The organism is Hydrogenophaga sp., from assembly GCF_025699295.1.
GTDB lineage: Bacteria > Pseudomonadota > Gammaproteobacteria > Burkholderiales > Burkholderiaceae_C > Hydrogenophaga.
Window position 1 is genome coordinate 77,699 of record NZ_JAILWB010000019.1, and the last position, 23,204, is coordinate 100,902.

Annotated in this window: 18 protein-coding genes; 12 read left to right on the forward strand and 6 right to left on the reverse strand. The window is 68.6% G+C overall.

The genetic code is table 11. The features are described from left to right. Positions 1 to 2: 2 nt before the first annotated feature. The 3 genes from K5880_RS18835 to K5880_RS18845 are packed head-to-tail and all read left to right on the forward strand — an operon-like array spanning position 3 to position 3,357. The gene (locus K5880_RS18835) at positions 3 to 869 is read left to right on the forward strand and encodes a uroporphyrinogen-III synthase (RefSeq protein WP_297655932.1); all 867 of its coding nucleotides are present in this window, start codon (positions 3 to 5) and stop codon (positions 867 to 869) included. After that, positions 866 to 2,062 carry a uroporphyrinogen-III C-methyltransferase gene (locus tag K5880_RS18840; RefSeq protein WP_297655934.1) on the forward strand — a complete coding sequence of 399 codons (1,197 nt, stop codon included), beginning with the start codon at positions 866 to 868 and terminating at the stop codon, positions 2,060 to 2,062. The genes K5880_RS18835 and K5880_RS18840 overlap by 4 nt, the downstream gene beginning before the upstream one ends. After that, entirely contained in the window at positions 2,062 to 3,357 is a 1,296-nt protein-coding gene (locus K5880_RS18845) for a heme biosynthesis HemY N-terminal domain-containing protein (RefSeq protein WP_366883241.1), read from the forward strand. The genes K5880_RS18840 and K5880_RS18845 overlap by 1 nt, the downstream gene beginning before the upstream one ends. Positions 3,358 to 3,434: 77 nt before the next feature. Here the strand turns inward: K5880_RS18845 and K5880_RS18850 are convergent, their stop codons facing one another. After that, a complete protein-coding gene (locus K5880_RS18850; protein WP_297655937.1) occupies positions 3,435 to 6,455 on the reverse strand; it encodes an Rne/Rng family ribonuclease in 3,021 nt (1,006 codons plus the stop codon). Between the two features lie 579 nt (positions 6,456 to 7,034). On the opposite strand from K5880_RS18850, the gene K5880_RS18855 reads away from it, so the two are divergent. Both K5880_RS18855 and K5880_RS18860 read left to right on the forward strand, forming a co-directional pair. Continuing rightward, a complete protein-coding gene (locus K5880_RS18855) occupies positions 7,035 to 8,024 on the forward strand; it encodes an RluA family pseudouridine synthase (RefSeq protein ID WP_297655941.1) in 990 nt (329 codons plus the stop codon). A 63-nt stretch (positions 8,025 to 8,087) separates the two neighbouring features. Beyond that, complete coding sequence (locus tag K5880_RS18860; protein WP_297655944.1) at positions 8,088 to 8,393, forward strand: H-NS histone family protein; 306 nt, start codon at positions 8,088 to 8,090, stop codon at positions 8,391 to 8,393. A 91-nt stretch (positions 8,394 to 8,484) separates the two neighbouring features. On the opposite strand, the gene K5880_RS18865 is transcribed toward K5880_RS18860, so the two are convergent. From K5880_RS18865 to K5880_RS18880, 4 genes are all read right to left on the reverse strand, one after another. Continuing rightward, positions 8,485 to 9,462, reverse strand: a complete 978-nt coding sequence (locus K5880_RS18865; RefSeq protein WP_297655946.1) for an NAD-dependent epimerase — start codon at positions 9,460 to 9,462, stop codon at positions 8,485 to 8,487. A 140-nt stretch (positions 9,463 to 9,602) separates the two neighbouring features. After that, complete coding sequence (locus K5880_RS18870; RefSeq protein ID WP_297655949.1) at positions 9,603 to 11,297, reverse strand: AMP-binding protein; 1,695 nt, start codon at positions 11,295 to 11,297, stop codon at positions 9,603 to 9,605. Between the two features lie 99 nt (positions 11,298 to 11,396). Continuing rightward, positions 11,397 to 12,218, reverse strand: a complete 822-nt coding sequence (locus tag K5880_RS18875) for a hydratase (RefSeq protein WP_297655951.1) — start codon at positions 12,216 to 12,218, stop codon at positions 11,397 to 11,399. A 16-nt stretch (positions 12,219 to 12,234) separates the two neighbouring features. Beyond that, complete coding sequence (locus tag K5880_RS18880) at positions 12,235 to 13,167, reverse strand: LysR family transcriptional regulator (protein ID WP_297655954.1); 933 nt, start codon at positions 13,165 to 13,167, stop codon at positions 12,235 to 12,237. Positions 13,168 to 13,277: 110 nt separating this feature from the next. On the opposite strand from K5880_RS18880, the gene K5880_RS18885 reads away from it, so the two are divergent. Genes K5880_RS18885 through K5880_RS18910 form a run of 6 tightly spaced genes read left to right on the forward strand, consistent with a single transcriptional unit; the run spans position 13,278 to position 20,637 of the window. Then, positions 13,278 to 15,425, forward strand: a complete 2,148-nt coding sequence (locus tag K5880_RS18885) for an indolepyruvate ferredoxin oxidoreductase subunit alpha (RefSeq protein ID WP_297655957.1) — start codon at positions 13,278 to 13,280, stop codon at positions 15,423 to 15,425. Between the two features lie 6 nt (positions 15,426 to 15,431). Then, positions 15,432 to 17,009 (forward strand): indolepyruvate oxidoreductase subunit beta family protein, encoded by a 1,578-nt coding sequence (locus K5880_RS18890; protein ID WP_297655960.1) that lies wholly within the window; start codon positions 15,432 to 15,434, stop codon positions 17,007 to 17,009. A gap of 54 nt (positions 17,010 to 17,063) precedes the next feature. Next, positions 17,064 to 18,092 carry a TRAP transporter substrate-binding protein gene (locus K5880_RS18895; RefSeq protein WP_297655963.1) on the forward strand — a complete coding sequence of 343 codons (1,029 nt, stop codon included), beginning with the start codon at positions 17,064 to 17,066 and terminating at the stop codon, positions 18,090 to 18,092. Then, positions 18,092 to 18,595, forward strand: a complete 504-nt coding sequence (locus K5880_RS18900; RefSeq protein ID WP_297655966.1) for a TRAP transporter small permease — start codon at positions 18,092 to 18,094, stop codon at positions 18,593 to 18,595. Before K5880_RS18895 ends, K5880_RS18900 begins: the two co-directional genes overlap by 1 nt. After that, complete coding sequence (locus K5880_RS18905; protein WP_297655969.1) at positions 18,585 to 19,886, forward strand: TRAP transporter large permease; 1,302 nt, start codon at positions 18,585 to 18,587, stop codon at positions 19,884 to 19,886. The genes K5880_RS18900 and K5880_RS18905 overlap by 11 nt, the downstream gene beginning before the upstream one ends. 46 nt (positions 19,887 to 19,932) lie before the next feature. After that, the gene (locus tag K5880_RS18910) at positions 19,933 to 20,637 is read left to right on the forward strand and encodes an alpha/beta fold hydrolase (protein WP_297655972.1); all 705 of its coding nucleotides are present in this window, start codon (positions 19,933 to 19,935) and stop codon (positions 20,635 to 20,637) included. Between the two features lie 5 nt (positions 20,638 to 20,642). Here K5880_RS18910 and K5880_RS18915 read toward each other — a convergent pair whose 3' ends face one another. Next, positions 20,643 to 22,046, reverse strand: coding sequence for a PLP-dependent aminotransferase family protein (locus K5880_RS18915; RefSeq protein ID WP_297655975.1), 1,404 nt, complete (start codon positions 22,044 to 22,046; stop codon positions 20,643 to 20,645). A gap of 188 nt (positions 22,047 to 22,234) precedes the next feature. Between K5880_RS18915 and dctP the strand changes: the two genes are divergently transcribed. Further along, a partial coding sequence (gene dctP, locus K5880_RS18920; RefSeq protein ID WP_297655978.1) for a TRAP transporter substrate-binding protein DctP occupies positions 22,235 to 23,204 on the forward strand: 970 nt, incomplete at its 3' end.

Here is a 23,204-nt window from a genome sequence, read left to right on the forward strand (position 1 = left end):
CCGTGGCCGGCGGGGGCGACCGGAGCGCTGGAGCGATCCGCCTGGAGCGGCTCGTGGTCACGCGGCCGGCGCCCGAGGCGGCCACCTGGGTCAGCGCCCTGCGCGAGCAGGGCTGGCCCGCGCACGCACTGCCACTGATCCAGATCACCGAACCACCGTCGCCCGACGACCTCGCCACGCTGCACCACTGGCGCACGCACTGGGCGCAGGCCGACGCCATCCTGTTCGTCAGCACGGCGGCGGTGCAGCATTTCTTCGCCCGCGGCGTGAGCGCTCCGCCAGCGTCCAGCCGCACGCGCTTCTGGGCGCCCGGTCCGGGCACCGCGCGCCAGCTCGCGCAGGCCCTCGCGGCAATGGGTCTGCCGGTCGGGCGCATCGATGCGCCCGACGACGACGCCGGGCAGTTTGATTCCGAACATCTCTGGCCCCGGGTGCGATCGCAGGTCGGCCCCGGTCGTACCGTGCTGATCGTGCGCGGCGCGTCGACCCTGGGGCTGCCTCCCGCCGATCCACCGGGGGTGCCCGGCAGCGGCCGCGGCTGGCTGATCGAACAATGTGTTGCCGCGGGCGCCCAGGTGCAGGGCTGCGTGGCCTACGCGAGGCAGGTGCCGGTGCTTTCGGCGGACGAGCAGGCCTGGGTCGACAGCGCTACCGGCGAAGACAGCGCCTGGCTGTTCAGCAGTTCTGAAGCATTGCTGCCGCTGCACGCGCTGCAACCGACCCGAGATTGGTCACACGCGGGCGCGCTGGCGACGCACCCGCGCATTGCCACCGCCGCGCGGCAGGCCGGCTTCGGGCGCGTGGTGCAGACCCGACCCACGCTGCCCGACGTGGTGCGCGCTCTAGAATCGGGCTGGACCCGACCATGAGCGCCGAAACCCCCGACCCCTTGCCCGCCACGGCACCCGCGCCGGCACCTGCCGTTGCGCCTGCCACGCTGGCCGAACCCGTGAGCGTGCGCCGCGCCGGTGTGGGCATCGTCGCCTGGCTGGCCTTGCTGATGGCTGCCCTGGCGCTCGTGCTGACCGGCCTGCTCTGGCAGAAGCTGGGTTTCACCCAGCAGGAACTGGCGCGCCGCAGCCAGGACACCGCCGCCCAGGCGGTGGAGGCGCGCACGCTGGCCGCGCAGGCCGAGGCCCTGACGCAGGAATTGCAGGCGCGGCTGGCGGTGGCGGAGTTGCGCCTGTCCGAGGTCAGCCTGCAACGCAGCCAGCTGGAAGAACTCATGCTCTCGCTGTCGCGCTCGCGCGACGACAACCTCGTGCAGGACCTCGAGTCCGCGCTGCGCCTGGCGCAGCAACAGGCGCAGCTCACGGGCAGCGCGCAGCCGCTGGTGTCGGCGTTGCAGGCGGCCGACCAGCGCATCGCGCGCGCCGCGCAGCCGCGCCTGAACCCGGTGCAGCGAGCGATCGCGCGCGACATCCGGCGCATTCAGGGGGCGTCGCTGGCCGACATTCCCGCGCTCGTCCTGCAGCTCGACGAACTGGCCCGGCAGGTGGACGAATGGCCACTGCTCAACCAGGTGGGGCAGCGTGCTGCCGCCACGCCCGCAGGCAAGGCGAAGGCCACCCGCGCGGCGCCGGCATCCGACCCGGCTGCCACCCCGCCCGTGGAGCCTGCGCTGGACGCTGGTGACAGCGCCCAGGAGACCGGCGATGGCTTCGGCCTGAACTGGAAGAGCGTCTCGGACAACTGGAATGCCTTCTGGGCGCGCCTGTGGGCCGATGTGTCGCGCAGCGGTCGCGAACTCGTGCGAGTGAGCCGCATCGACCGACCCGAGGCGGTGTTGCTGGCGCCCGACCAGGCGCTGTTCATGCGCGAGAACCTCAAACTGCGGTTGCTCAATGCCCGCCTGGGCCTGCTGGCCCGGCACATGCAGGCCAGCCAGGCCGATCTGGCCGCCGTCGAGAGCGCGCTGACACGCTACTTCGACAGCGCCGCGCCCCGCGTGAGCAGCGCGCAGGCGACCCTGTCGCGCCTGCGCAAGGACCTCGTGGACAGCGATCTTCCCCGCCCCGATGAAACCCTCACGGCGCTGGCCGCCGCCGCGGGAGGGCGCTGATGGCGGGCGGTTCCGGTGGTGCCATGCGCAGCGTCTTCTGGCTGCTCGGCCTGGCCGCGCTGGCGGTTGCGCTGGCCCTGCTTGTGGGGCACAACGAAGCCACGCTCACGCTGTTCTGGCCTCCGTACCGGTTCGATGCCTCCTTCAATTTCGTCGCCTTCTGCCTGATCGCGGGTTTCGTGCTGGTGCACGCGGCACTGCGCGCCTTCGCGGTGCTGCGGGAACTGCCGGCGCAGGCGAAGCGCTGGCGCAGCCAGCAAGTCGAGCGTTCGGTGGTCGCCGCCGTCATGGATGCCCTTTCTCACCAGCTCGCAGGCCGTTTCGTGCGCGCGCAGTCGGCCGCGCAGCAAGCGCTGGATCAGTTGCGCGGCGTGCCGCAAGGCCACTGGCCCCGGCGCGACCAGCTCCAGTTGCTGGCCCACCTGCTGCTGGCAGAGGCCGCGCAGTCCCTGCAGAATCGCGAGCGGCGTGACGAAAATCTGCAAGCCGCGCTGAGCCCCGAACTTTCGAAAAGCGTGCCTGAAGCGCACGAAGGCGCGTTGTTGCGCGCGGTGCACTGGGCTGTGGAAGACCGCGACCCCGACGGCGCGCGCGCGCGGCTGGCCGAGTTGCCCCAGGGTGCCAGCCGCCGCATCCAGGCACTGCGGCTGCGGTTGCGCATTGCCCGACTGGGTGGTGCGACCGCAGAGGCCCTCGAAACCGCGCGCCTTCTGGCCAAACACCGCGCTTTTTCACCGGACGCTTCGCGCAGCATCGTGCGCGGACTGGCGCTGGACGCCCTGCGCGAAGCCCACGACCTTGCACAACTTGACGCGTTCTGGGGCAGTCTGGACGCGACCGAACGCGCCATGCCCGAGCTGGCGCTGGCCGCCGCGCGGCGCGCCAACCAGCTCGTGGCCAACGAGCCCGATCGCGAAGGTGGCCACGTGCGTGTGCGGTCCTGGCTGGAGCCGCTGTGGACGGGGTTCGAGGCACTGGAGCCGGCGCAGCAGCGTCTGCTGGTGCTGGCGCTGGAGCCGGGCCTGGCCGGAATGGACGCCGCCGGCCTGGCGCGGCTGGAGCATGTGCAGCGCCAGTCGCCGCAGAACGGCTACCTGCAGTACCTGGCGGGGCAGGCCTGCATGCAGCGCCAGCTCTGGGGCAAGGCCGCCCAGTTGCTGGGCATGGCCAGTCACAGCCTGTCTGATCCAGCGCTGTTGCGCCGTACCTGGCGTGCGCTGGCCCTGCTGGCCGAGGAGCGCGAGGACGACGTGGCAGCACGGGCGGCGTGGAAGCAGGCCGCGCAGCTGGACTGACCCCGGTCGCGAGGCATGCAAAAAAAAGCCGGTCGAAATCGACCGGCTTTTTTACGCCCGTACGGCGCGAGCCGCGATCAGGTGTTCTCGAACGGCAGTTTCATGTTGCTCAGGTCCTTGCGCGTTTCCACCAGCACCAGTGGGCCATCGTCCAGCACCACGGGCGGCCTGGGTTCGCGCGGCACGTGAATGGGTTTGGGCTCGGCGGCGATGGCGGCCTGTACCTGGGCGACCTTCTCGGCGTTCGAATTGACCCACTCAAGACCGCTGGCCTGGGCGACCTGGTTCATTTCATCGATCGGCAGCGAGAACGGCTGCACCCTGGGCAGACCGCGGGCGGGCTGCTCGGTGGCCATGGGAGCGGCGGCACGCTCTGGCGCGCGCGGGGCGGGCGCCACGGCAGGTGCGGACACGGTTTCCGGCGCGGCGACCGGGGCCTCGGCGGGCGCTGCGGCGGGAGCGGGTGCCTCGGGCACGACTTCGCCCGGGGTCATCGCCGGTTCCGTCGGCATGCTGAAGTAACTGCGCACCGGCGTCTCGTAGGTCGAGGTGTCGGCCGGTTCTGGCATGACCACGGTGTTGTCGGCGGGTGCCACGTCGGTGGCGACCGGTGCCTCGCTCCCGGTCTCGTCTTCTCGCGCGCCGCGCTCACGGCGGTCACGACCGTACCGGTCACGGCTGCGGCGCTCGCGGTTGCCATTGCGGGGTGCGCCGTTCTCGGCCTCGCCTTCGCGTGGTGCATCGGGTGCATTCTCACCATCGCCGACGGTGGCCTGCGCGGCATCGGCCATATCGGTGCGCGGCGCATCCGCCGCGTCGGCGCCTGGCTGGCGGCGGCGGTTTTCACCACGGGGGCGGCGATCACGTTCGCGCTCGCGGCGCTGCTGGCCTTCCTTGGACTCGGGCGTATCGCCCGGGGCCGCGTCCAGCGGCAAGCCCTGCACGGCGGTGTCGGTCGTGGCGGCGGCATCGCGGCGGCCGCCTTCGCGGCGGTTGCCCTGACGGCCTTCGCTGCGCTGCTCGTTGCGACCCTCGCCACGGCCTTCGCCTCGGCCCTCGCCACGGCGGCCTTCACCGCGCTGTTCATTGCGGCCTTCGCCACGGCCCTCCACCCGGCTGCCTTCGGATCGGGTCTCGGAGGAGCGACCCTCAGCGCTCCGGCCGCCACTGCGGCCACCGCCTTCGCGGCCTTCGCGCGAACCACGGCCGTCAGCGCCACGGCCACCGCGGCCGCGGCCACCATCGCGACGGCCGCCCTCGGCGCGGTCTTCACGTGTGCCGGTTTTCGCGGTGGGTGTGACAGCGGCCTCGCTGGTCGGCTTGGCCGGCGCCGGATCGGCTGCAAACAGGCTCTTGAGCCAGCCGAAGAAGCCCTTTTCGGCTGGTGCGGGAACCGGGGCCGCAGGCGCGCGCCGGGCCGCTGCGGGCGCGCTGGTGGCAGCGGGTGCGAGCGCGGGGGCTTGCGTTTCGGGGCGCGGCGCGGCCACGGGGGCCGGGCCGTCGGGCAGCACGCCCTTGATCACCGGCTCCTGCCTGTTGGTGCGCTCCTGGCTGCGGCGCGTGAAGCTGGCCACGTCGTCCACTTCCTCCGCCATCTTGTAGCTCGCGTCCAGATTGTCCAGGCGCGGGTCGTCGTGCTTGAGGCGTTCGAGCTTGTAGTTCGGCGTGTCGAGCGACTTGTTCGGCACCAGCAGCACGTTGATGCGCTGCTTGAGTTCGATCTTGGTGATCTCGGTGCGCTTCTCGTTCAGCAGGAAGCTGGCCACTTCGACCGGCACCTGCACCAGCACGGCGGCCGTGCTGTCCTTGAGCGACTCTTCCTGGATGACACGCAGGATCTGCAGCGCCGAACTCTCGGTATCGCGGATGTGGCCTGAGCCGCCGCAGCGCGGGCAGGGGATGGAGGCGCCCTCGCTGAGCATGGGCTTGAGGCGCTGGCGGCTCATTTCGAGCAGGCCGAACTTGCTGATGGCGCCAAACTGCACGCGCGCGCGGTCCTGGCGCAGCGCGTCGCGCAGGCGGTTCTCGACCTCGCGCCGGTTCTTCGACTCTTCCATGTCGATGAAGTCGATCACGACCAGGCCACCCAGGTCGCGCAGGCGCGCCTGGCGCGCCACTTCGTCGGCAGCTTCAAGGTTTGTGCGGGTCGCGGTTTCCTCGATGTCGCCGCCCTTGATGGCGCGCGCGGAGTTCACGTCCACCGCCACCAGCGCCTCGGTCTGGTCGATCACGATCGCGCCACCCGAAGGCAGGTTCACCGTGCGGCTGTAGGCGGTTTCGATCTGGTGTTCAATCTGGAAGCGCGAGAACAGCGGCGCGTCGTCGCGGTAGCGCTTCACGCGGTGCCCGTGCTCGGGCATCACGTGGCTCATGAACTGGTGCGCCTGCTCGAAGATGTCGTCGGTGTCGATCAGGATCTCGCCGATGTCGCTGTTGAAGTAGTCGCGGATGGCGCGGATCACCAGGCTGGATTCCTGGTAGATCAGGTAGGCGCCCTTGCCGCCCTGCGCGGCGCCATCGATGGCGTTCCACAGCTTGAGCAGGTAGTTCAGGTCCCACTGCAGTTCGGCGGCATCGCGGCCGATGCCGGCGGTGCGCGCGATGATGCTCATGCCGTTGGGGTACTCGAGCTGGTCCAGTGCCTGCTTGAGTTCCTGGCGGTCCTCGCCCTCGATGCGACGGCTCACGCCACCACCGCGCGGGTTGTTGGGCATCAGCACCACGTAGCGGCCGGCCAGGCTCACGAAGGTGGTGAGCGCCGCGCCCTTGTTGCCGCGTTCTTCCTTCTCGACCTGGACCAGCAGCTCCTGGCCTTCCTTGATCACGTCGTTGATGCGGGCCTGGTTGACCGGCACACCGGCGGTGAAGTACTGGCGGGAGATTTCCTTGAATGGCAGGAAGCCGTGGCGCTCCTCGCCGTAGTCGACGAAACAGGCCTCCAGTGAGGGCTCCACCCGGGTGACGACCGCCTTGTAGATGTTGCCCTTGCGCTGTTCGCGCCCTTCGATTTCGATTTCGTAGTCGAGCAGCTTCTGCCCGTCGACGATGGCCAGGCGGCGTTCTTCAGCCTGCGTGGCATTGATCAGCATGCGCTTCATGATGCGTTTCCTTCGTTCAAACACAAGGACGCCCAGGCCAGTGGCCCAGGTGCCAACCTGCCGTGAATCAGCGGAAAGCGCGAACGGGGGGAGGAATTGCCGGAGAGCCGTTGACCCGCGGTTCGGGGAGGCGTATGGCACAAGCGGGCACCGGGGTGCCGCGTCGAGCCGCCAGGTCAGGGCGTAGGCGCGTGGAGGTGGGTGAACAGGAAGGGCCAGATGGCTGTCATCGACATGGATCCGGGGCGTCTCACTCTGGTTTCACTTTGTCCTCGTCCAGCCACGTTGTGCGGGCTGGACGATTGGGGTATTCCGTATTCGGGTTCGTTATGCTTCAGCGGATTCGCCCGAAGCGTCAACCGGCCTGTCGCCTTGCCTGGATATGCATCAGGCTTTCGGCGCCAGACCCGGGTGCTGCGGGTGGCAACCAACCCCCGTGGAGCGCCTTGCCTTGCAAGCTGCGCCGTCTGCCTTGGGTGATCGCCCTAAATTCAAGGCAAATCAATCACTTACGGCACACGATGGGTGTCGCGCATTATAGTCAGCTCCCCGCCCTCCGTGGTGGTCTTATTCGCAGCCATGCCCAGCAACCCGTCTTCGGGGGAAGTCCGACACATTGCGGTTGACGAAGAGTCAGCGGGGCAACGGTTGGACAACTTCCTCATCCGCGCGCTCAAGGGCGTGCCCAAATCCCATATCTACCGCATCATCCGGTCGGGTGAGGTGCGCCGCAACAAGGGTCGCGTGAGCGCCGACGACCGCGTCGAAACCGGTGACCTGTTGCGCATTCCACCAATCCGGCTTTCCGAACGCATTGAAGAGAAGGCCGCCCACCCCGCCCCGGCGCGCGAATTTCCGGTCGTGTTCGAGGACGATGCCTTTCTCGCCATTGACAAACCTGCCGGTGTTGCGGTGCATGGCGGCAGTGGTGTGAGTTTCGGTGTCATCGAGCAAATGCGCCAGGCCCGTCCGCAGGCCCGCTTTCTCGAATTGGTGCACCGGCTCGACCGCGAAACCAGTGGCCTGCTGCTGCTGGCCAAGAAAAAAAGCGCGCTGAAAGCCCTGCAGGATCAATTCCGCGAACGGGAAACCGGGAAAACCTATCTGGCACTGGTCAAAGGCGCCTGGCCGGCGCGCCTGAAGGTGCTCGATCAGCCCTTGCACAAGTACCTGTTGCCAGATGGCGAACGCCGGGTGAAGGTGACCGGCAAGGACGACCCCGACGGCATGCGCTCCGTGACGCTGGTGAAGGTGGCGCAACGCCTGGCTGCGCCCTCGGCGCAGATCGCCTCGGTGCCTGAGGGGTTCTCCCTGCTGGAGGTCACCATCAAGACCGGCCGCACCCACCAGATCCGCGTGCATCTGGCCAGCGCTGGCCATCCCATTGCGGGGGACGACAAATACGGCGATTTCGAACTCAATCGCCAATTGAGCCGCGCGGGATTGAAACGGATGTTCCTGCACGCATGGCGTTTGCAATTGACACATCCTGTCACCAAAACCACGCTGCAACTGCAGGCCGAATTGCCCGACGAACTGCGCCGCTGGAGCCTTCCCGGATTAGAATAGGCCCTGCATCGTTGGCAGCTCTCCGATCTCCCGGAGGGATCACATATTCAAAGGATTACATTCATGGCAAGTTATTCCGAACTCATGGCCCAAGCGCAGAATCTGATGGCCCAGGCCGAGCAGGCGCGCAAGGACGAACTCGCTTCCGTGATTGCCGACATCAAGGCCAAGATGAAGCAATTCGGCATTACCACGGCGGATCTCGGTGGCGCATCGGGCGGCAAGAAGGCGGGCAAATCCAAGTCGGGCGCACCGGCCAAATACCGCGGCCCCAATGGCGAATTGTGGGCCGGTGGCCCGGGCCGCAAACCCGAATGGGTGCGTGCGGTGCTGGCCTCGGGCAAGAGCCTGGACAGCTACCTGATCTGAGCGGCGCCCTGCGCGCCCCTTCTTTCAAGGCCCGCCTCTGGCGGGCCTTGTCTTTGGTCGCGTGAGAACCCAGGGCTTCAGACCGGGTGGATCAGACCTGGTGGTATTGGCGGTACCAGCGCACGAAGCGCTCGATGCCGTCCCTGAGTGGCGTGGACGGCGCGAAACCCACCCAGCGTTGCAGCGCCTCGGTGCTGGCGTAGGTGGCGGGCACGTCGCCGTCCTGCATCGGCAAAAATTCCTTGATCGCCTCGCGGCCCAGCGCCTGCTCGATGCAGCCGATGAAGTCCATCAGCGGCACCGGGTCGTGGTTGCCGATGTTGAAGATGCGGTAGGGCGCGGCGCCCGTTGATTCGGGTGTGGCCGGCTTGTCGAGCACGCGCAGCACGCCTTCGACGATGTCGTCGATGTACGTGAAGTCGCGCTTCATCTGCCCGTGGTTGAAGACCTGGATCGGCTTGCCTTCGAGCACCGCGCGCGTGAAGCTGAAATAGGCCATGTCGGGCCGGCCCCAGGGGCCGTAGACGGTGAAGAAGCGCAGGCCGGTGGTGGGCAGGCCGTAGAGGTGGCTGTAGGTGTGGGCCATCAGCTCGTTGGCCTTCTTGGTGGCCGCGTACAGGCTCACCGGGTGGTCCACGGCGTCGGTCTCCTCGAACGGCATCCTGGTGTTGCCTCCGTACACGCTGGAGCTGGAGGCGTACACCAGGTGGGCGGGCTTGCACGCGCGGCAGCCTTCGAGGATGTGACCGAAGCCGGCGAGGTTGCTGTCGAGGTAGGCGTTGGGGTGCGTGATCGAGTAGCGCACGCCGGCTTGCGCGGCCAGGTGCACCACGGCGTCGAAACGGTGAGCACTGAACAGCCGCGCCATGGCGTCGCGGTCGGCCACGTCCAGCTGCTCGAAGCTGAAGCCGGGCAGGGGTCGCAGGCGCGCGAGCCGCGCCTGTTTGAGGGCGACCTCGTAGTAGTCGTTGAGGTTGTCGATGCCGTACACCGTGTCGCCCCGCGCCAGCAGGCGCTGGGCGGTGTGGGCGCCGATGAAGCCGGCCGCACCGGTCAGGAGGATGTGCATCGCGGTATGTTACCCAGCGGATGCGAAAGGGTGTTTCGCATCCCGCGACGGGCTCAATCCAGAGGGATCTCGGAACCGGCTCTGCCGGGCCGCGGATGCTGCCCCCTTGAGGGGGGACGCGCGCAGCGCGGCGGGGGTGTTCACCCCTCCATCCAGATCACCTTCCTGCCCGACGCTTCCCACGCCTCGTAGTGCCGCGCGTACAGGTCCTCGATGCGGTTGCGCTTGACCTTGAAGGTGGGCGTGATGATGTCGTTGTCCACCGTCCAGGCGGTGGTGACGACCACGATGCACTGCAGTTGCTCGTGCGGATCGAGCGTGGCGTTGATGCCCTTGAGGTGCGCGGCCAGAGAAGCCTCGAGCTCGGTGCGGGCGGCCGCATCGGCTGCGACGCGCGCGACCGCATCGGCGTTGAGCATCACGATGCCCAGCGGCTGGCCGAGGTTGGCGCCGGTCACCACGCAGGCTTCCACGGCCTCGTGCATCACCAGCTTGTCCTCGATCGGCGCGGGAGACACGTACTTGCCCTTGCCGGTCTTGAACAGGTCCTTCACCCGGCCGGTGATGCGCAGCAGGCCCTGCGTATCGATCGATCCCTTGTCGCCGGTCTTGAGCCAGCCGTCATCGGTGAAGCATTCGCGGCTCTTTTCCGGCTCCTTGTAGTAGCCCTGCATCAGCGCCTGGCTGTGCATCTGCACTTCGCCGGTCGCGGGGTCGATGCGGTGCTGAACCCCGGCGTAGGTCGGCCCCACTGTGCCCTGCTGGTTTTTGCCCGGCTCGGTGATGTGCGAGAGCGCGAGGTTCTCGGTCATGCCGTAGCCCTCGTTGATGTGCAGGCCGAGCCGGCTGTACCACTGCAGCAGGGCGACTGGCATGGGCGCGGCGCCCCCGGCGGCGAAATGGCACTGGTCCAGGCCGAGCGCCTTCATCACCTTCTTGCGCACGATGCCACCCAGGATCGGGATGCGCAGCAGGCGGTCGAGCTTGGCCGGCGGCATCTTGTGGTGCACGCCCTGCTGGAATTTCACCCACAGGCGTGGCACCGAGAAGAAGATGGTCGGGCGCGCGCGCTGAAGGTCGGCGGCGAAGGTGTCGAGCGATTCGGCAAAGAACACGTGCATGCCGGTGCGCAGCCAGCCGTGCTCGACCAGCATGCGCTCGACCACGTGGGCCAGCGGAAGGTAGGACAGCATGCGGTCCTCGCCCGACATCGGGATGCGCTTGAGTCCCGAGTCCAGCGCCCAGGCGAAGTTGCCGAAGCTGTGCATCACGCCCTTGGGCATGCCGGTGGTGCCCGATGTGTAGATCAGCGTGGCCAGGTCGTCGGCCTGGCGCAGGGGCTCACCCTGCAGCGGCTGGTTGCGCCCGCAGATCGCGTCCCAGCCGTCGTACGCCTGGATCGCGTCCGGCGGCGACAGGGGGTAGCTGATGCAGGGCATGCCGGCGGGCACGCCGGGTTTCATGCCTTCCCAGCCATCGAGCTTGCCGATGAAGCAGGCCTTGGCCTCGCTGTGCGTGAGGATCTGGCGCACCGTCTCGGCCGCCAGCGTGGGGTACAGCGGTACCGAAACATGGCCGGCCATCCAGATGGCCAGGTCGCTCATCATCCACCAGGCACAGTTCTTGGAGAGGATCGCGACCCGCGAACCCGGCTCCCAGCCTTGCGACTGCAGGTGTGCGGCCATGTGCCGCACCTGGTCGCCGATCTGGCCCCAGGTGAAATCCTGCACGGCGCCACCGCCCATGGGCTGGGTCAGTGCCACGCGCTCGGGCGCCGTTTTCTCCCAGTGGTACAGGCGTTGCAGGGCCAGCAGTTCGGGCGCGACTTGGGTCATCGGGTTGTCTCCTTCATGTACACGACGGACGAATCTACCAAGGCCCGTGCGGCGTGTTTAGAGGGTTTCACCTGTTCGCGGCGATGCCGCTTCCGCTGGTCAACCGGTGAAGTTCACAACCAGCCCGGGCAGCGGCGAACTGAAGCGCGCCGCCCAGCGTTCACCTGGCGCCACCGGCCAGGCGTCGGTCCAGGTGCCGGTGGTGACCACGTCGCCGGCCAGCAGATCGGGCGCGCCGGGGCAGGCGCGCAAGGTCTCGACGAAATGCCTCAGCGCGCGCAGCGGGCTGTCGAGCACATTGCTGCCCGGGCCCTGGTCCATCGGTTCATCGTTCTTGAGCAGCATGGCCTGGGCGTTGGCCAGCAACTGGTCGAGCGCCTGCGCGCTGTCTGCGAGCTCGCGCAGCGGCACGCGCCGGCCCACCAGCAGACGGGCGTGCAGCGCGCCATCGGCCACGGTATCGGCAGGCAGGAACTTCCAGTCGGGCAGGTGCGACTGCACGATCTCGAAACCGGGCGCGACCCAGTCGATGGCGTCGAAGAGCTGGTCCAGGGTGGCGGCGGGTGCTGGCGTGGCCTTCATGCCGAAGACCACCTCGGGCTCCAGCCGGGGCTGGCAGGTGCGGGCCAGCGAGACACTGCCTTCGCCGTCGCACAAGCCGAGGGTGGTGTCCCATACCGTGCCCCAGATCGGCGCGAACACGTTGTAGCGCGGCCAGATGGTGCGGTTGGTGAAGCCGACCTTGTAGCCGCGCGGGACTTCCCCGCGCGCGATGCGCAACTGCCGCACCGCGAGCGCACGCTCGTACGCGGCGGCCATGTCGAACGTGGGGTCGGTGGTGAGCGGGGCGCTCCAGAGCCGACCCTGGTCCAGGTGGTCGAGCAGGCCCTGCGGCGCGAGGGTGTATTGGTCGGCGGTCATGCGGGCCATCATAGGTTCATGACGCGGCCTGCATGCGGCCGAACAGGCGGTGCACCTGGCTGCGGATCCACTGGTGGGCCGGATCCTGCGCCGTGCTGGCGTGCCACACCAGCCGCACGTCGTAGTTGGGCGATACCGTGCGCGGCAGCTCCCATACCCGCATGTCCAGCCGCTCGCACACGTTGGCCGCGTACATCTGCGGCACGATGGTCAGCAGGTCGGTGTTGAGCGCGAGCTCGGGCAGTGCGCCGAAGTGCCGCGCGCGCAGCACGATGCGGTCGGAGAGTTTCATGCGCACCAGCATCTGCTCCACGCTGCCGTGGAAGGTGGCTGTCGGCGAGGCCACCACCAGCGCGGCTTCGGCGAGCTGGCGCGCGCTCAGCGTACGCCCGGCCTTGCCGTTTGCCGGGCGCCAGCGGGCCGACGTCATGGCCACGTAGTGCTCACGAAACAGCAGGTCGGCGCGCACGCCGCGGTGGCGCGGCTGCAGGATGCCGATGGCGAAATCGATCTCGCGCGACTCCAGCGCGGCGGGCACGTCGTCGGCGGCGACCGAGACGTTGGTCAGGTGCGCCTGTGGCGCCTGCTGGCGCAGTGCCAGCGCCAGCGGCGGCAGGAACATCATCTCGCCCAGGTCGGACAACGAGGTGCGCCAGCGCATCTCGCTGTGTGCGGGGTCGAAGTCGTCGCGCTCCGTCAGCGTGGCCTCGAGCAGCTGCAGCTGCGCCTGCACCTCGGGGGCAATGCGCTCGCACAGGCGGGTGGGCTTGAGCCCGCTGGGCGAGCGCACGAACAGGTCGTCCCGGAAGTGATCGCGCAGGCGCGACAGCGCATTGCTGGTGGCAGGCTGCGAGAGCGCGAGTGCCCTTCCGGCGGCGGTCACCGAGCCGCTGCGGTGGATCGCGGCGAGCACGCGCAACAGGTTGAGGTCGAGCTGTCGGAAGTTCATAAGGGTTCACCCGGATTATCCATCCTGTGAATGCCCCACATCTGATCAATCCATTGGTCATATGGCCTGCCAAGGCCTACATTGCGCAGACAACGACAGGAGATCCACGATTGGAACGTTCATTCCACAGCGAAATTGAAGCGCTGAAGCTCGGCGCGGGCGAGACCTTCCATGGCGAGGGCATCCTCGCGGTGACCAAGGCGCTGCTGCAGTCCGGAGTGACCTACGTGGGTGGCTATCAGGGTTCGCCGATCTCGCACCTGCTCGACGTGATGGTGCAGGCCAAGCCCTACATGGACGAGCTCGGCGTGCACGTCGAGGCCTGCACCAACGAGAGCTCGGCCGCCGCGATGCTGGCCGCGTCCATCATGTACCCGGTGCGCGGGGCGGTCACCTGGAAGTCGGTGGTGGGCACCAACGTGGCGTCCGACGCGCTCTCCAACCTGGCCTCGCCGGGCGTGATGGGCGGCGCCCTGATCGTCGTGGGCGAGGACTATGGCGAGGGCGCCAGCGTGATCCAGGAGCGCACGCACGCCTTCGCGATGAAATCGGCCCTGTGGCTGCTGGATCCGCGGCCCGACCTGCCGACCATCGTGCGCATGACGCAGAAGGCTTTCGAGCTGTCCGAGGCCTCGAACACGCCGGTGATGATGGAACTGCGCATCCGCGCCTGCCACGTGCAGGGCAGTTTCGTTGCCAGCGACAACATCGCGCCGGCCATCTCCAGCCGCCTGTTGCAGCAGGAGGCTGCGACCTTCAGCTACGACCGCCTTGCGCACCCACCCTCCACCTTCCGGCACGAGAAGCACAAGTACGAGGTGCGCATGCCCGCGGCGCGCCGCTTCATCGAAGAGGCCGGCCTGAACGAGCGCATCGACGGCCGCCACGCCGAGGTCGGCCTGATCGTGCAGGGTGGCCTGTACAACACCACCATCCGCGCACTGCAGCAGGCCGGCCTGGCCGACGACATGGGTCGCAGCGACATTCCCATGCTGGTGCTCAACGTGGTCTATCCGCTGGTGCCGGAACAGATCACCGGCTTCTGCGCCGGCAGGCGCGCCGTGCTGGTGATCGAGGAAGGTCAGCCCGAGTTCATCGAGCAGGACATCGCCACGCAGTTGCGCCGCGCCGACCTGCAGACGCGCCTGCACGGCAAGGACCTGCTGCCCATGGGCGGCGAGTACACCGCGGAGATTCTGCTCAAGGGCCTCGCGGCCTTCGTCGGCGAGCACCTGCCGGCGCTCGACACCTCGGCCGCGCAGGCCTTCGACACCGAGCTCGCCGAGGTGCGCCAGCGCGCGCTGACCGAACTGGGCGGCGGCGTGCCCGCGCGTCCGCCCAATTTCTGCACCGGTTGCCCCGAGCGCCCGGTGTTTGCCGCACTCAAGCTGGTCGAGCGGGAGGTGGGCAAGCTGCACATCTCCACCGACATCGGCTGCCATTCGTTCGCCACCTTCGAGCCGTTCTCGTTCGGCAATTCCATCCTCGGCTACGGCATGAGCATGGCGTCGAGTGCGGCGGTGAAGAACTTCTCGGCCAAGCGCCCGATCGCCATCATGGGCGACGGCGGCTTCTGGCACAACGGCCTGCTCTCGGGGGTGAGTTCCACGCTGCTCAACCAGGGCGATGGCGTTCTGGTGATCATGAAGAACGGCTACACCTCGGCCACCGGCACGCAGGAGACCATGTCCACGCCGGCGTCCGAGGCCAAGCGCGTGGCCGAGGGATCGAGTGCCACGGCCGACGAGATGACGATCGAGAACACGCTCAAGGGCATGGGCGTGAAGTGGATCCGGACCGTGCACAACTACCGCGTGTCGAAGGTGCGTGAAGTGCTCAAGGACGCGGTGAACTCGCCGTTCGCCGGGCTCAAGGTGGTGATCGCCGAGGGCGAATGCCAGCTCGAGCGGCAGCGGCGCCTCAAGCCCATCCGCGCGCGCCGCCTCAAGGAAGGTCTGCGCAGCGTGCGCACGCGCTACGGCGTGGACGAGGACACCTGCACCGGCGACCACTCCTGTATCCGCCTCTCGGGTTGCCCCACGCTCACGGTCAAGCCCGCGGCCGACCCGCTGCGCCGTGAGCCGGTGGCGCATGTCACCAACGGCTGCGTGGGCTGCGGTCTGTGCGGCGAGGTGGCCGACGCGGCCGTGCTCTGCCCCTCGTTCCACAAGATCGAAATCGTCACCCACCCGAACTGGTGGGATCGCCTGACCGACCGTTTCAACCGCTTCTTCATCGGCATGCTGCAACCTGCCTGAACCACCATGACCCCGAACAATTCCTCCTGTGGCATCCTGATCGCGGCACTCGGTGGCGAGGGTGGCGGCGTGCTGGCCGACTGGCTGGTGCAGTGCGCGCGCCAACATGGCTTGCCGGTGCAGGCGACCTCGGTGCCTGGTGTGGCGCAGCGCACAGGTGCCACCAGCTACTACATCGAGCTGCTGCGCGAGCCACTGCCCGCGGCGTCCGCCGCGCCCGTGTTCGGCCTCACACCGGTGGCGGGGCGCGTGGATGTGGTGGTGGCCAGTGAGCTGCTGGAGGCAGCGCGCATGATCGAGCGCGGCTTCGTCACGGGCCGAACGACCCTGCTGGCGTCAACCCACCGCGTCTACACCACGCTGGAGAAGATGCACATGGCCGACGGCCGGCAGGACCCGCAGCGCCTGATGGATGCGGCGCGCGCGCTGGCGCGCCAGACCGTGTTGTTCGACATGGAAGCCGTCACGCAGCAGACCGGCACCGTGATCTCGGCCGTGATGTTCGGCGCGCTCGCCGGCGCCGGTGTGCTGCCCTGGCCGCGCGCCGTGTGCGAGGACGTGATCCGTGCATCCGGCAAGGGTGTGCAGGCCAGTCTGGCGGGGTTTGCCGCCGCGTTCGACCAGGCGCGGCAGCCGCTGGCCGCCGTGCCGGCCGTTTCGCGCGACGCGCTGCAGGTGCTGGCCGATGCCGATGTACCGGCCGCGCTGCGAAGTGCATGGACCGGGCGCCTGCAGGCCTGGCCGGCGCCCGTGCAACTGCTGGCCGTGCACGGCGCGCTGCGCTGCCGCGACTACCAGCACGACGCGTATGCCGATCACTTTCTGGGCCATGTGCAGGGCCTGGTGGACGCTGCCACGCCCGCTGCCACCGAAGCGCTGGAGGAGTCGGTGCGCCATCTGGCGCTGTGGATGTGTTTCGAGGATGTGATCCGGGTGGCGGACCTCAAGACGCGGCGCAGCCGCTACGCGCGCGTGGCCAGCGAGGCACAGGTGCGTCCGGGCGACATCGTGCGTGTGACCGAACACTTCAAGCCCGGCATCGACGAGGTGGCCGCGGTGCTGCCGCGCGCGCTGGGCCAGTGGCTGGTGGCGCTGGCCACGAGGCGCGGCTGGATGGGCAAGGCCCATGTGGGCCTGCACATCCGTTCCACCAGCCTCTGGGGTTTCCTGATGCTGCGTGGCCTGGCCTGGCTGCGCCCGCTGCGCCCCCGATCGCTGCGCTACGCACAGGAGCACGAAACCCTGGCCGCGTGGCTGGACGCGATGCGCCAGGTGCTGCCGCGCTCGCCCGCGCTGGCGCTCGCGCTCGCGGGCCTGCCGCAGGTGCTCAAGGGCTATGGAGACACCCAGGTGCGTGGCCGGCTGAACTACGCGCGGCTGTGGAGTGTGCACGTCGCACCCGCCCTCGAAGGCGGGCTGGACGCGCAGCAGGCCGCGACCGGTCTGCGCGACGCGTTGCGTGCCACGCTGGCCGACCCCGAGGGCAAACTCAACCAGGCGCACCGCCCCGTCGCCAGCAGTGCGCAACCCGTGTTCTGGGCCCCCAGGCCCGCGCGCGACAAGCCGATCACCCCCGCCGCATGACCCTCCCGTCGTGCGACCTCGCTTGAGAAACGTCAACAACCAGGAGACAGACACATGAAGCATCGAATCACCCCCACCCTTCGCGCCGCCGCGATCGCCACCCTGCTGCTGGGCACGCTCGGCGCACAGGCTCAGGACAAGGCGGTCGAACTCAAGTTCGCCCACTGGCTGCCGGCCTCGCACCCGCTGGCCAAACTGGGCTTCGAGCCCTGGGCCAAGTCGGTGGAAGCCGCGTCCAATGGGTCGATCAAGGTGATGCTCTTCCCTGCGCAGCAACTGGGCAAGGCGGCCGACCACTACGACATGGCGCGCGATGGCATCGCGCAGATGACCTGGGTGAATCCGGGCTACCAGGCGGGCCGCTTCCCGCTCATCGCTGCCGGCGAGCTGCCCTTCCTGCTGGGCAAGCCCGGCCCGAGCTCGGCAGCGCTCGACCAGTGGTACCGCCAGTACGCCGCCACCGAGATGAAGGACGTGAAGCTCTGCTTCACCCACGTGCACGTGGGGACCTTCCATTCGAAGACGCCGATCACCGAGCCGGGCCAGCTCAAGGGCATGAAGATCCGTTCGTCCAACGGCACCGTGGCGCAGACCATGAGCCTGCTGGGCGCGACCAACGTGCAGGTCTCCGCGCCCGAGTCGCGCGACGCGCTGCAGAAGGGACTGGCCGATGCCATCACCTTCCCCTGGAAGTCGATCATCACCTTCGGCATCGACAAGGCGGTGAAGTACCACTCCGACATGCGCTTCTATGCGTCTGACTTCGTGTGGGTGATGAACAAGCCCTGGTACGACGGCCTGGCCGCGGGCCAGAAGAAGGTCATCGACGACCATTGCAACAACGCCTGGGCCGCGCGCGTGGGCGCCGACTGGGGCGACAACGAGGACAGCGGTCGCGAGGCGCTGGAGAAGACCGCCGGTCATACGCTGGTGAAGATCTCGCCCGCGCAGATGGACGCGTGGAAGAAGGCCGTCGAGCCGGTCTACGCCGAGTGGGTCAAGGCAGCCAGCGCCACCGGCGTGAACGGCCAGGCCGCACTCGACGGCCTGCGCAAGGAACTGGCCGCGCGGCAGGCCAATTGATGAACCGCCTGCTGTCGGCGGTCGAGACGCTTGCCGCGCTCTCGCTGCTGTTGATCGCCCTGCTGACGGCGGGCAACGTGGGGGTGCGCTATGCGTTCAGCTGGCAGATCCCCGACTGGTTCGACGGCACCCAGATGCTGCTGGGCATCGCGATGTTCTGGGGCATTGCGCTGGCCACCTGGTATGGCACGCACATCGCGGTGGACCTGTTGTGGGAGTCGGCCGGTGCGCGCGGCAAGCGCGTGATCGACATCTTCGCCACGCTGGTCACCGTGGTGTTCCTGGTGCCCATGGCCTGGATGGTCTGGGTCAAGGTGGGGGGCACCGGCAGCCAGGGCACGATGGACCTGCGCCTGCCGCTGAAGTGGTTCTACAGCGCGGCCGCGCTGGGAGCCACCGTGGCCGCCGTGCTGGCCGTGGCGCGACTGGTGCTGCTGCCGATGGGGCGCGCGGCCAGTGCGCATGGCGAGGCCGATGGCGAAGGGGCCGTGCATGGACCGTGATCTGGTGGCCCTGCTGGGCTTTGTCGGCATGTTCGGCCTTATGGCCTTGCGCGTGCCCATTGGCGCGGCCATGGGCATCGCGGGCGTGGCGGGCTTTGCGGCGCTGGCCGGTCTCACGCCGGGCCTGAACCTGCTGGCCAACGTGCCGCTTTCGGTGCTCACCGACTACAACCTCATCGTCATCCCGATGTTCATCCTGATGGGGGCCTTCGCCTCGCACTCGGGCATGAGCGCCGAGCTGTTTGCCGCCGGGCGTGCCTGGCTGCACCACCGGCGGGGCGGGCTGGCGTTGGCCTCCGTGGTTGCCTGCGGCGGTTTCTCGGCCATCAATGGTTCGTCGGTGGCCACCGCGGCCACCATGACGCAGGTGGCGCTGCCCGAGATGCGGCGATCGGGCTACGAGCCCGGCATCTCGGCAGGGCTGATCGCCGCGGGCGGCACGCTGGGCATCATGATCCCGCCCTCGGTGATCCTGGTGCTCTACGGCATCATGACCGAGACCGACATCACCAAACTGTTCGCCGCCGGCGTGGTGCCGGGGCTGCTGGCGGTGGTGTTGTATTCCTCGGTGGTGGCGCTGATCGCGCACCTGAGGCCCGAATGGATGCCGCGCGGTGAATGGCACGGCTGGGGCGAACGCTTTGCCGCGCTGCGGCCGCTGTGGGCGGTGGTGGTGCTGTTCCTGTTCGTGCTGGGGGGCATCTATGGTGGCCTGTTCACTGTGCAGGAGGCTGCGGGCGTAGGCGCCACCGGCACGCTGCTCATCGGCATCGCGCGCGGTCGCCTGCGCTGGCGCGAGATCAGGGCCGCGCTCATCAGCGCGCTGCGCGTGTCCTCGGCCATCATGATGATCGTGGTCGGGGCCTACCTGTTTGGCTACTTCCTCACCATCACGCAGTTCACGCAGAACGCAGTCGACACGCTCGTGGGTCTGCCGATCGGGCCGTACGGCGTGCTCGCGCTGGTGATGCTGGGCTACCTCGTGCTGGGGGCCGTGATGGACGAACTGGCCATGCTGCTGCTGACCGTGCCCATCGTGTTTCCCGCCATGGTGCAGCTCGGCTTCGACCCCGTGTGGTTCGGCGTGATCGTGGTGATGGCGGTGACCTTCGGCATGATCTGTCCGCCCGTGGGCATGAACGTTTTCGTGATCAATTCGATTGCGCGCGACCTGCCCCTGGGTTCCATCTACCGCGGCACCGCCCCGTTCATCGCGGCCGACGTGGTGCGCCTGCTGATCCTGTGCGCGTTCCCGGCGCTGTCGCTGTGGTTGCCGGGCTTCATCGAATAGCCTTCGAAGGCTGCGGCATGGCGCCATGGGCGCTATGCTGCCGCCCATGAACACTCCCTTGCTCGAGATCCAGGAATTCGTGACCGGCGGCGACACCGCCGCCACACCCTCCGCGTCCCTCATCGTGCTGCACGGCCTGGGCGCCGACGGCAGCGACTTCGTGCCCATCGCGCAGGAGCTCGACCTGGGCGCCGTCGGCCCGGTGCGCTTCGTCTTTCCCAGCGCACCCGTGCGCCCGGTCACGATCAATGGCGGCTACCGCATGCGCGCCTGGTACGACATCCATCCACCCAGCGCCGACCCGGCACTGCCCCGGCCCGAGGACGCTGCCGGCCTGCGTGCCTCGCAGGACCTGGTGCAGGGCCTGATCGAGCGCGAGATCGCGCGCGGCGTTCCCGCCGGGCGCATCGTGCTCATGGGGTTCTCGCAGGGCTGCGCGATGGCGCTGATGACCGGCCTGCGCGCGCCGCAGCGCCTGGCCGGCCTGGTGGGCCTCTCGGGCTACCTGCCGCTGGCCGCCACCACGGCGGCCGAGCGCGGCGACGCCAACCGCGACGTGCCGATCTTCCTGGCGCATGGCGAGCACGACCCCATGGTCACCATCGACCGCGCCACGGCGTCGCGCGATGCGCTCATGGCGCTGGGCTACCGCATCGAATGGCACAGCTACCCGATGGAACACTCGGTGTGCGCCGAGGAGGTGGACGACCTCAACGCGTGGTTGCTGCGGGTGCTGAGCGCCGCGCCCTGAGCCCTTCAGCCATCCGCCTGCAGGAAGCGCAGGAAGCGCTCGTCGTTCGCGTACGCGACGTTGACGCGCATCGAGGCTTGTGTGGACTGGCGGTCCGGATAGAACACCGCCCCCGGTGAAATGAAGATGCCTTGCGCGGCTGCGCGGCGCGCCAGTTCGATTTCACCCTGGCCATCGGGAAGTGCGATCCACGCGTAGTAGCCGCCGCTGTAGGGGCAGAGCAGCCGCAGGCCGGCCTGCTGAAGTGCGCGGATCGACTGGCGCTGCGCCGCTTCCAGCCGCGTCTTGAGTCGCGTGAGGTGCCTGCGGTACTGGCCACCGACGATCAGCTCGCAGACCACGCGCTCGACGAAGTCGGAGGTGGAGACGATGGTCACCATCTTCAGGTCACACAGCGCATTGATGATGGCCTGCGGCCCCGCAATGAAGCCCACGCGCAGCCCGGCTGAAAGTGTCTTGGAGAAGCTGCTGACGTAGATCACGCGTTCGAGCTGGTCCAGCGCCGACAGGCGCGGCGCGCTCGCGGGCATGAGGTCGGCGAAGGGGTCGTCCTCGACGATCTGGAAACCGTGCTGCGCGGCCAGCTGCAGCAGCCGGTGCGCCTTGGCCAGCGAGATCGAGCCTCCGGTGGGGTTGTGCGCCAGCGATTGCGTGAAGAACACCTTGGGGCGGTGCGCCGCGGCCAGTTGCTGCAGCGCGTCCAGGTCGGGGCCGTCGTGCAGGCGCGGCACGCCGACCATCTCCACCTTGGCGAGCTTGAGCTTGCCGAACAGCGGGTAGTAGCCCGGCGAGTCCACCAGCACCACGTCGCCCGGCTCCAGCAGGTGCCGCACGATCAGGTCGAGCGCGTGGTTAGCGCCCTGCGTGAGCAGGACCTGGCCCACCTCGGCCTGGATCGCGCGCTCGTGCAGCAGGCGCGCCACGGTCTGGCGCAGCGGCAGGTAGCCCCAGGGGGTGCCGTAGCCGTGTTCGAGCTGGCCCCAGGTCGTGGCGCGCACGCCGCGCAGGTGGCGGCCGAGTTCGGAGCCTTCCATCCACGACGGTGGCGGGCGGCCGTCGCCCACGCGCACCTCGTAGTGCTGTTCCAGCTGCTCGCGCAGCAGCGAGACCACGTCCACCGCCTCGCTCTGGTGCGCGGCCGGGGCCAGCGCCCGGTGGCCCGGTGCCTTGCGCGTGAAGTAGCCGGAGCCCGGGCGCGCTTCGGCATAACCCCGCGCGATCAGGCGGTTGTAGGCCTCGACCACGGTGTTGCGCGACAGCGCTTCCTTCTCCGCGCAGTCGCGGATCGAACGCAGGCGGCTGCCCGCGGGCAGCAGGCCGTTGTCGACGGCGGCGGCCAGGCGCTTGAACAGGGCTTCGACCTTGGTGTCGGGCGATGGCTGGTCCGGCGGCGTGGGCGGTGCAGGCATGGCTGTCTCCTTGTTTTTATGGGTACAGTTTGTTCATCTGTCACCAAACTGTATCCTTTGTGTGTGGGGTGTGTCGATAGACTTTGTGCAGTCTTGCGAGGACGGCGGGAGTTCAACACCCGCGCCCCGCGAGACACGCGACCCGCCCGGGCGGGATGAACCAACCAGAATCCAGATGGAGACAAGCCATGACCGATAAGACCGTGCCACGCCGCGCGATGCTCAAGTCCGCCCTCGCCGGGGCCGCCGCCGCGGGCCTTGCCGCGCCGCAGCTGGCCCACGCCCAGTCCACTGTGACCTGGCGCATGCAGGCGCTGTGGGACGGTGGCACCACGCCCCAGAAGTTCGAGGAACAGTTCGTGGCCCGCGTCGCCGAGCTGACCGGCGGGCGCTTCAAGATCAACCTGTTCGCCGCCGGCCAGATCGTGCCCGCCGCGCAGGCTTTCGACGCCGTGCGCGGTGGCGCCTTCGAGATGATGAAGACCTTCGACGGCTACGAGGCCGGCAAGATCCCGTCTTTCGCCTTCACCAGCACCATCCCGTTCGGTTTTGCCGAAAGCGACGAGTACGAGGCCTGGTTCTATGAAAAGGGTGGCCTGGAGCTGGCGCGCCAGGCCTATGCGCCGGCCGGCCTGCACTACATCGCGCCCACGGTGTATGGCCAGGAGCCGCTGCACTCCAAGGTGCCGGTGCGCAAGATTGCCGACCTCGCCGGCAAGAAGGGCCGTTTCGTGGGCCTGGCTTCGTCGGTGATGGGCGCCTTCGGCGTGGCCGTGACGCCGCTGCCCACGGGCGAGGTCTACTCCGCGCTGGACAAGGGCGTGATCGACATGGCCGACCGGGGCGACCTCACCGCCAACTTCGAGGCCGGCCTGGCCGAGGTGGCGAAGTACGTCATCGTGCCGGGCTTCCACCAGCCCACCACCGCCACCGCCTACGTGGCCAACCGCACCGCGTTCGACAAGCTGCCGGCCGAGTTCAAGGCCGCGCTGGTCGTCGCGGCGCGCGAGGTCTCGGGCGCGCTGCGCCAGCGCATCCTGGTCAACGACGCCTCGGTGCTCGCGAAGTACAAGGCCAAGGGCTGCGAGATCATCCGCTTCAGCGCGGCCGACATCGCCGCTGCCCGCCCCAAGGCCATCGAGGCCTGGCGCGCCGCCA

Coding starts and splice junctions, on each gene's coding strand:
- K5880_RS18875 (WP_297655951.1), bottom strand. CDS start 12,218: ATGACCGCCGACCAATACACCCTCGCGCCGCAGGGCCTGCTCGACCAC.
- K5880_RS18880 (WP_297655954.1), bottom strand. CDS start 13,167: ATGAACTTCCGACAGCTCGACCTCAACCTGTTGCGCGTGCTCGCCGCG.
- K5880_RS18910 (WP_297655972.1), top strand. CDS start 19,933: ATGAACACTCCCTTGCTCGAGATCCAGGAATTCGTGACCGGCGGCGAC.
- K5880_RS18895 (WP_297655963.1), top strand. CDS start 17,064: ATGAAGCATCGAATCACCCCCACCCTTCGCGCCGCCGCGATCGCCACC.
- K5880_RS18855 (WP_297655941.1), top strand. CDS start 7,035: ATGCCCAGCAACCCGTCTTCGGGGGAAGTCCGACACATTGCGGTTGAC.
- K5880_RS18905 (WP_297655969.1), top strand. CDS start 18,585: ATGGACCGTGATCTGGTGGCCCTGCTGGGCTTTGTCGGCATGTTCGGC.
- K5880_RS18890 (WP_297655960.1), top strand. CDS start 15,432: ATGACCCCGAACAATTCCTCCTGTGGCATCCTGATCGCGGCACTCGGT.
- K5880_RS18850 (WP_297655937.1), bottom strand. CDS start 6,455: ATGAAGCGCATGCTGATCAATGCCACGCAGGCTGAAGAACGCCGCCTG.
- K5880_RS18865 (WP_297655946.1), bottom strand. CDS start 9,462: ATGCACATCCTCCTGACCGGTGCGGCCGGCTTCATCGGCGCCCACACC.
- K5880_RS18840 (WP_297655934.1), top strand. CDS start 866: ATGAGCGCCGAAACCCCCGACCCCTTGCCCGCCACGGCACCCGCGCCG.
- K5880_RS18900 (WP_297655966.1), top strand. CDS start 18,092: ATGAACCGCCTGCTGTCGGCGGTCGAGACGCTTGCCGCGCTCTCGCTG.
- K5880_RS18870 (WP_297655949.1), bottom strand. CDS start 11,297: ATGACCCAAGTCGCGCCCGAACTGCTGGCCCTGCAACGCCTGTACCAC.
- K5880_RS18860 (WP_297655944.1), top strand. CDS start 8,088: ATGGCAAGTTATTCCGAACTCATGGCCCAAGCGCAGAATCTGATGGCC.
- K5880_RS18915 (WP_297655975.1), bottom strand. CDS start 22,046: ATGCCTGCACCGCCCACGCCGCCGGACCAGCCATCGCCCGACACCAAG.
- K5880_RS18845 (WP_366883241.1), top strand. CDS start 2,062: ATGGCGGGCGGTTCCGGTGGTGCCATGCGCAGCGTCTTCTGGCTGCTC.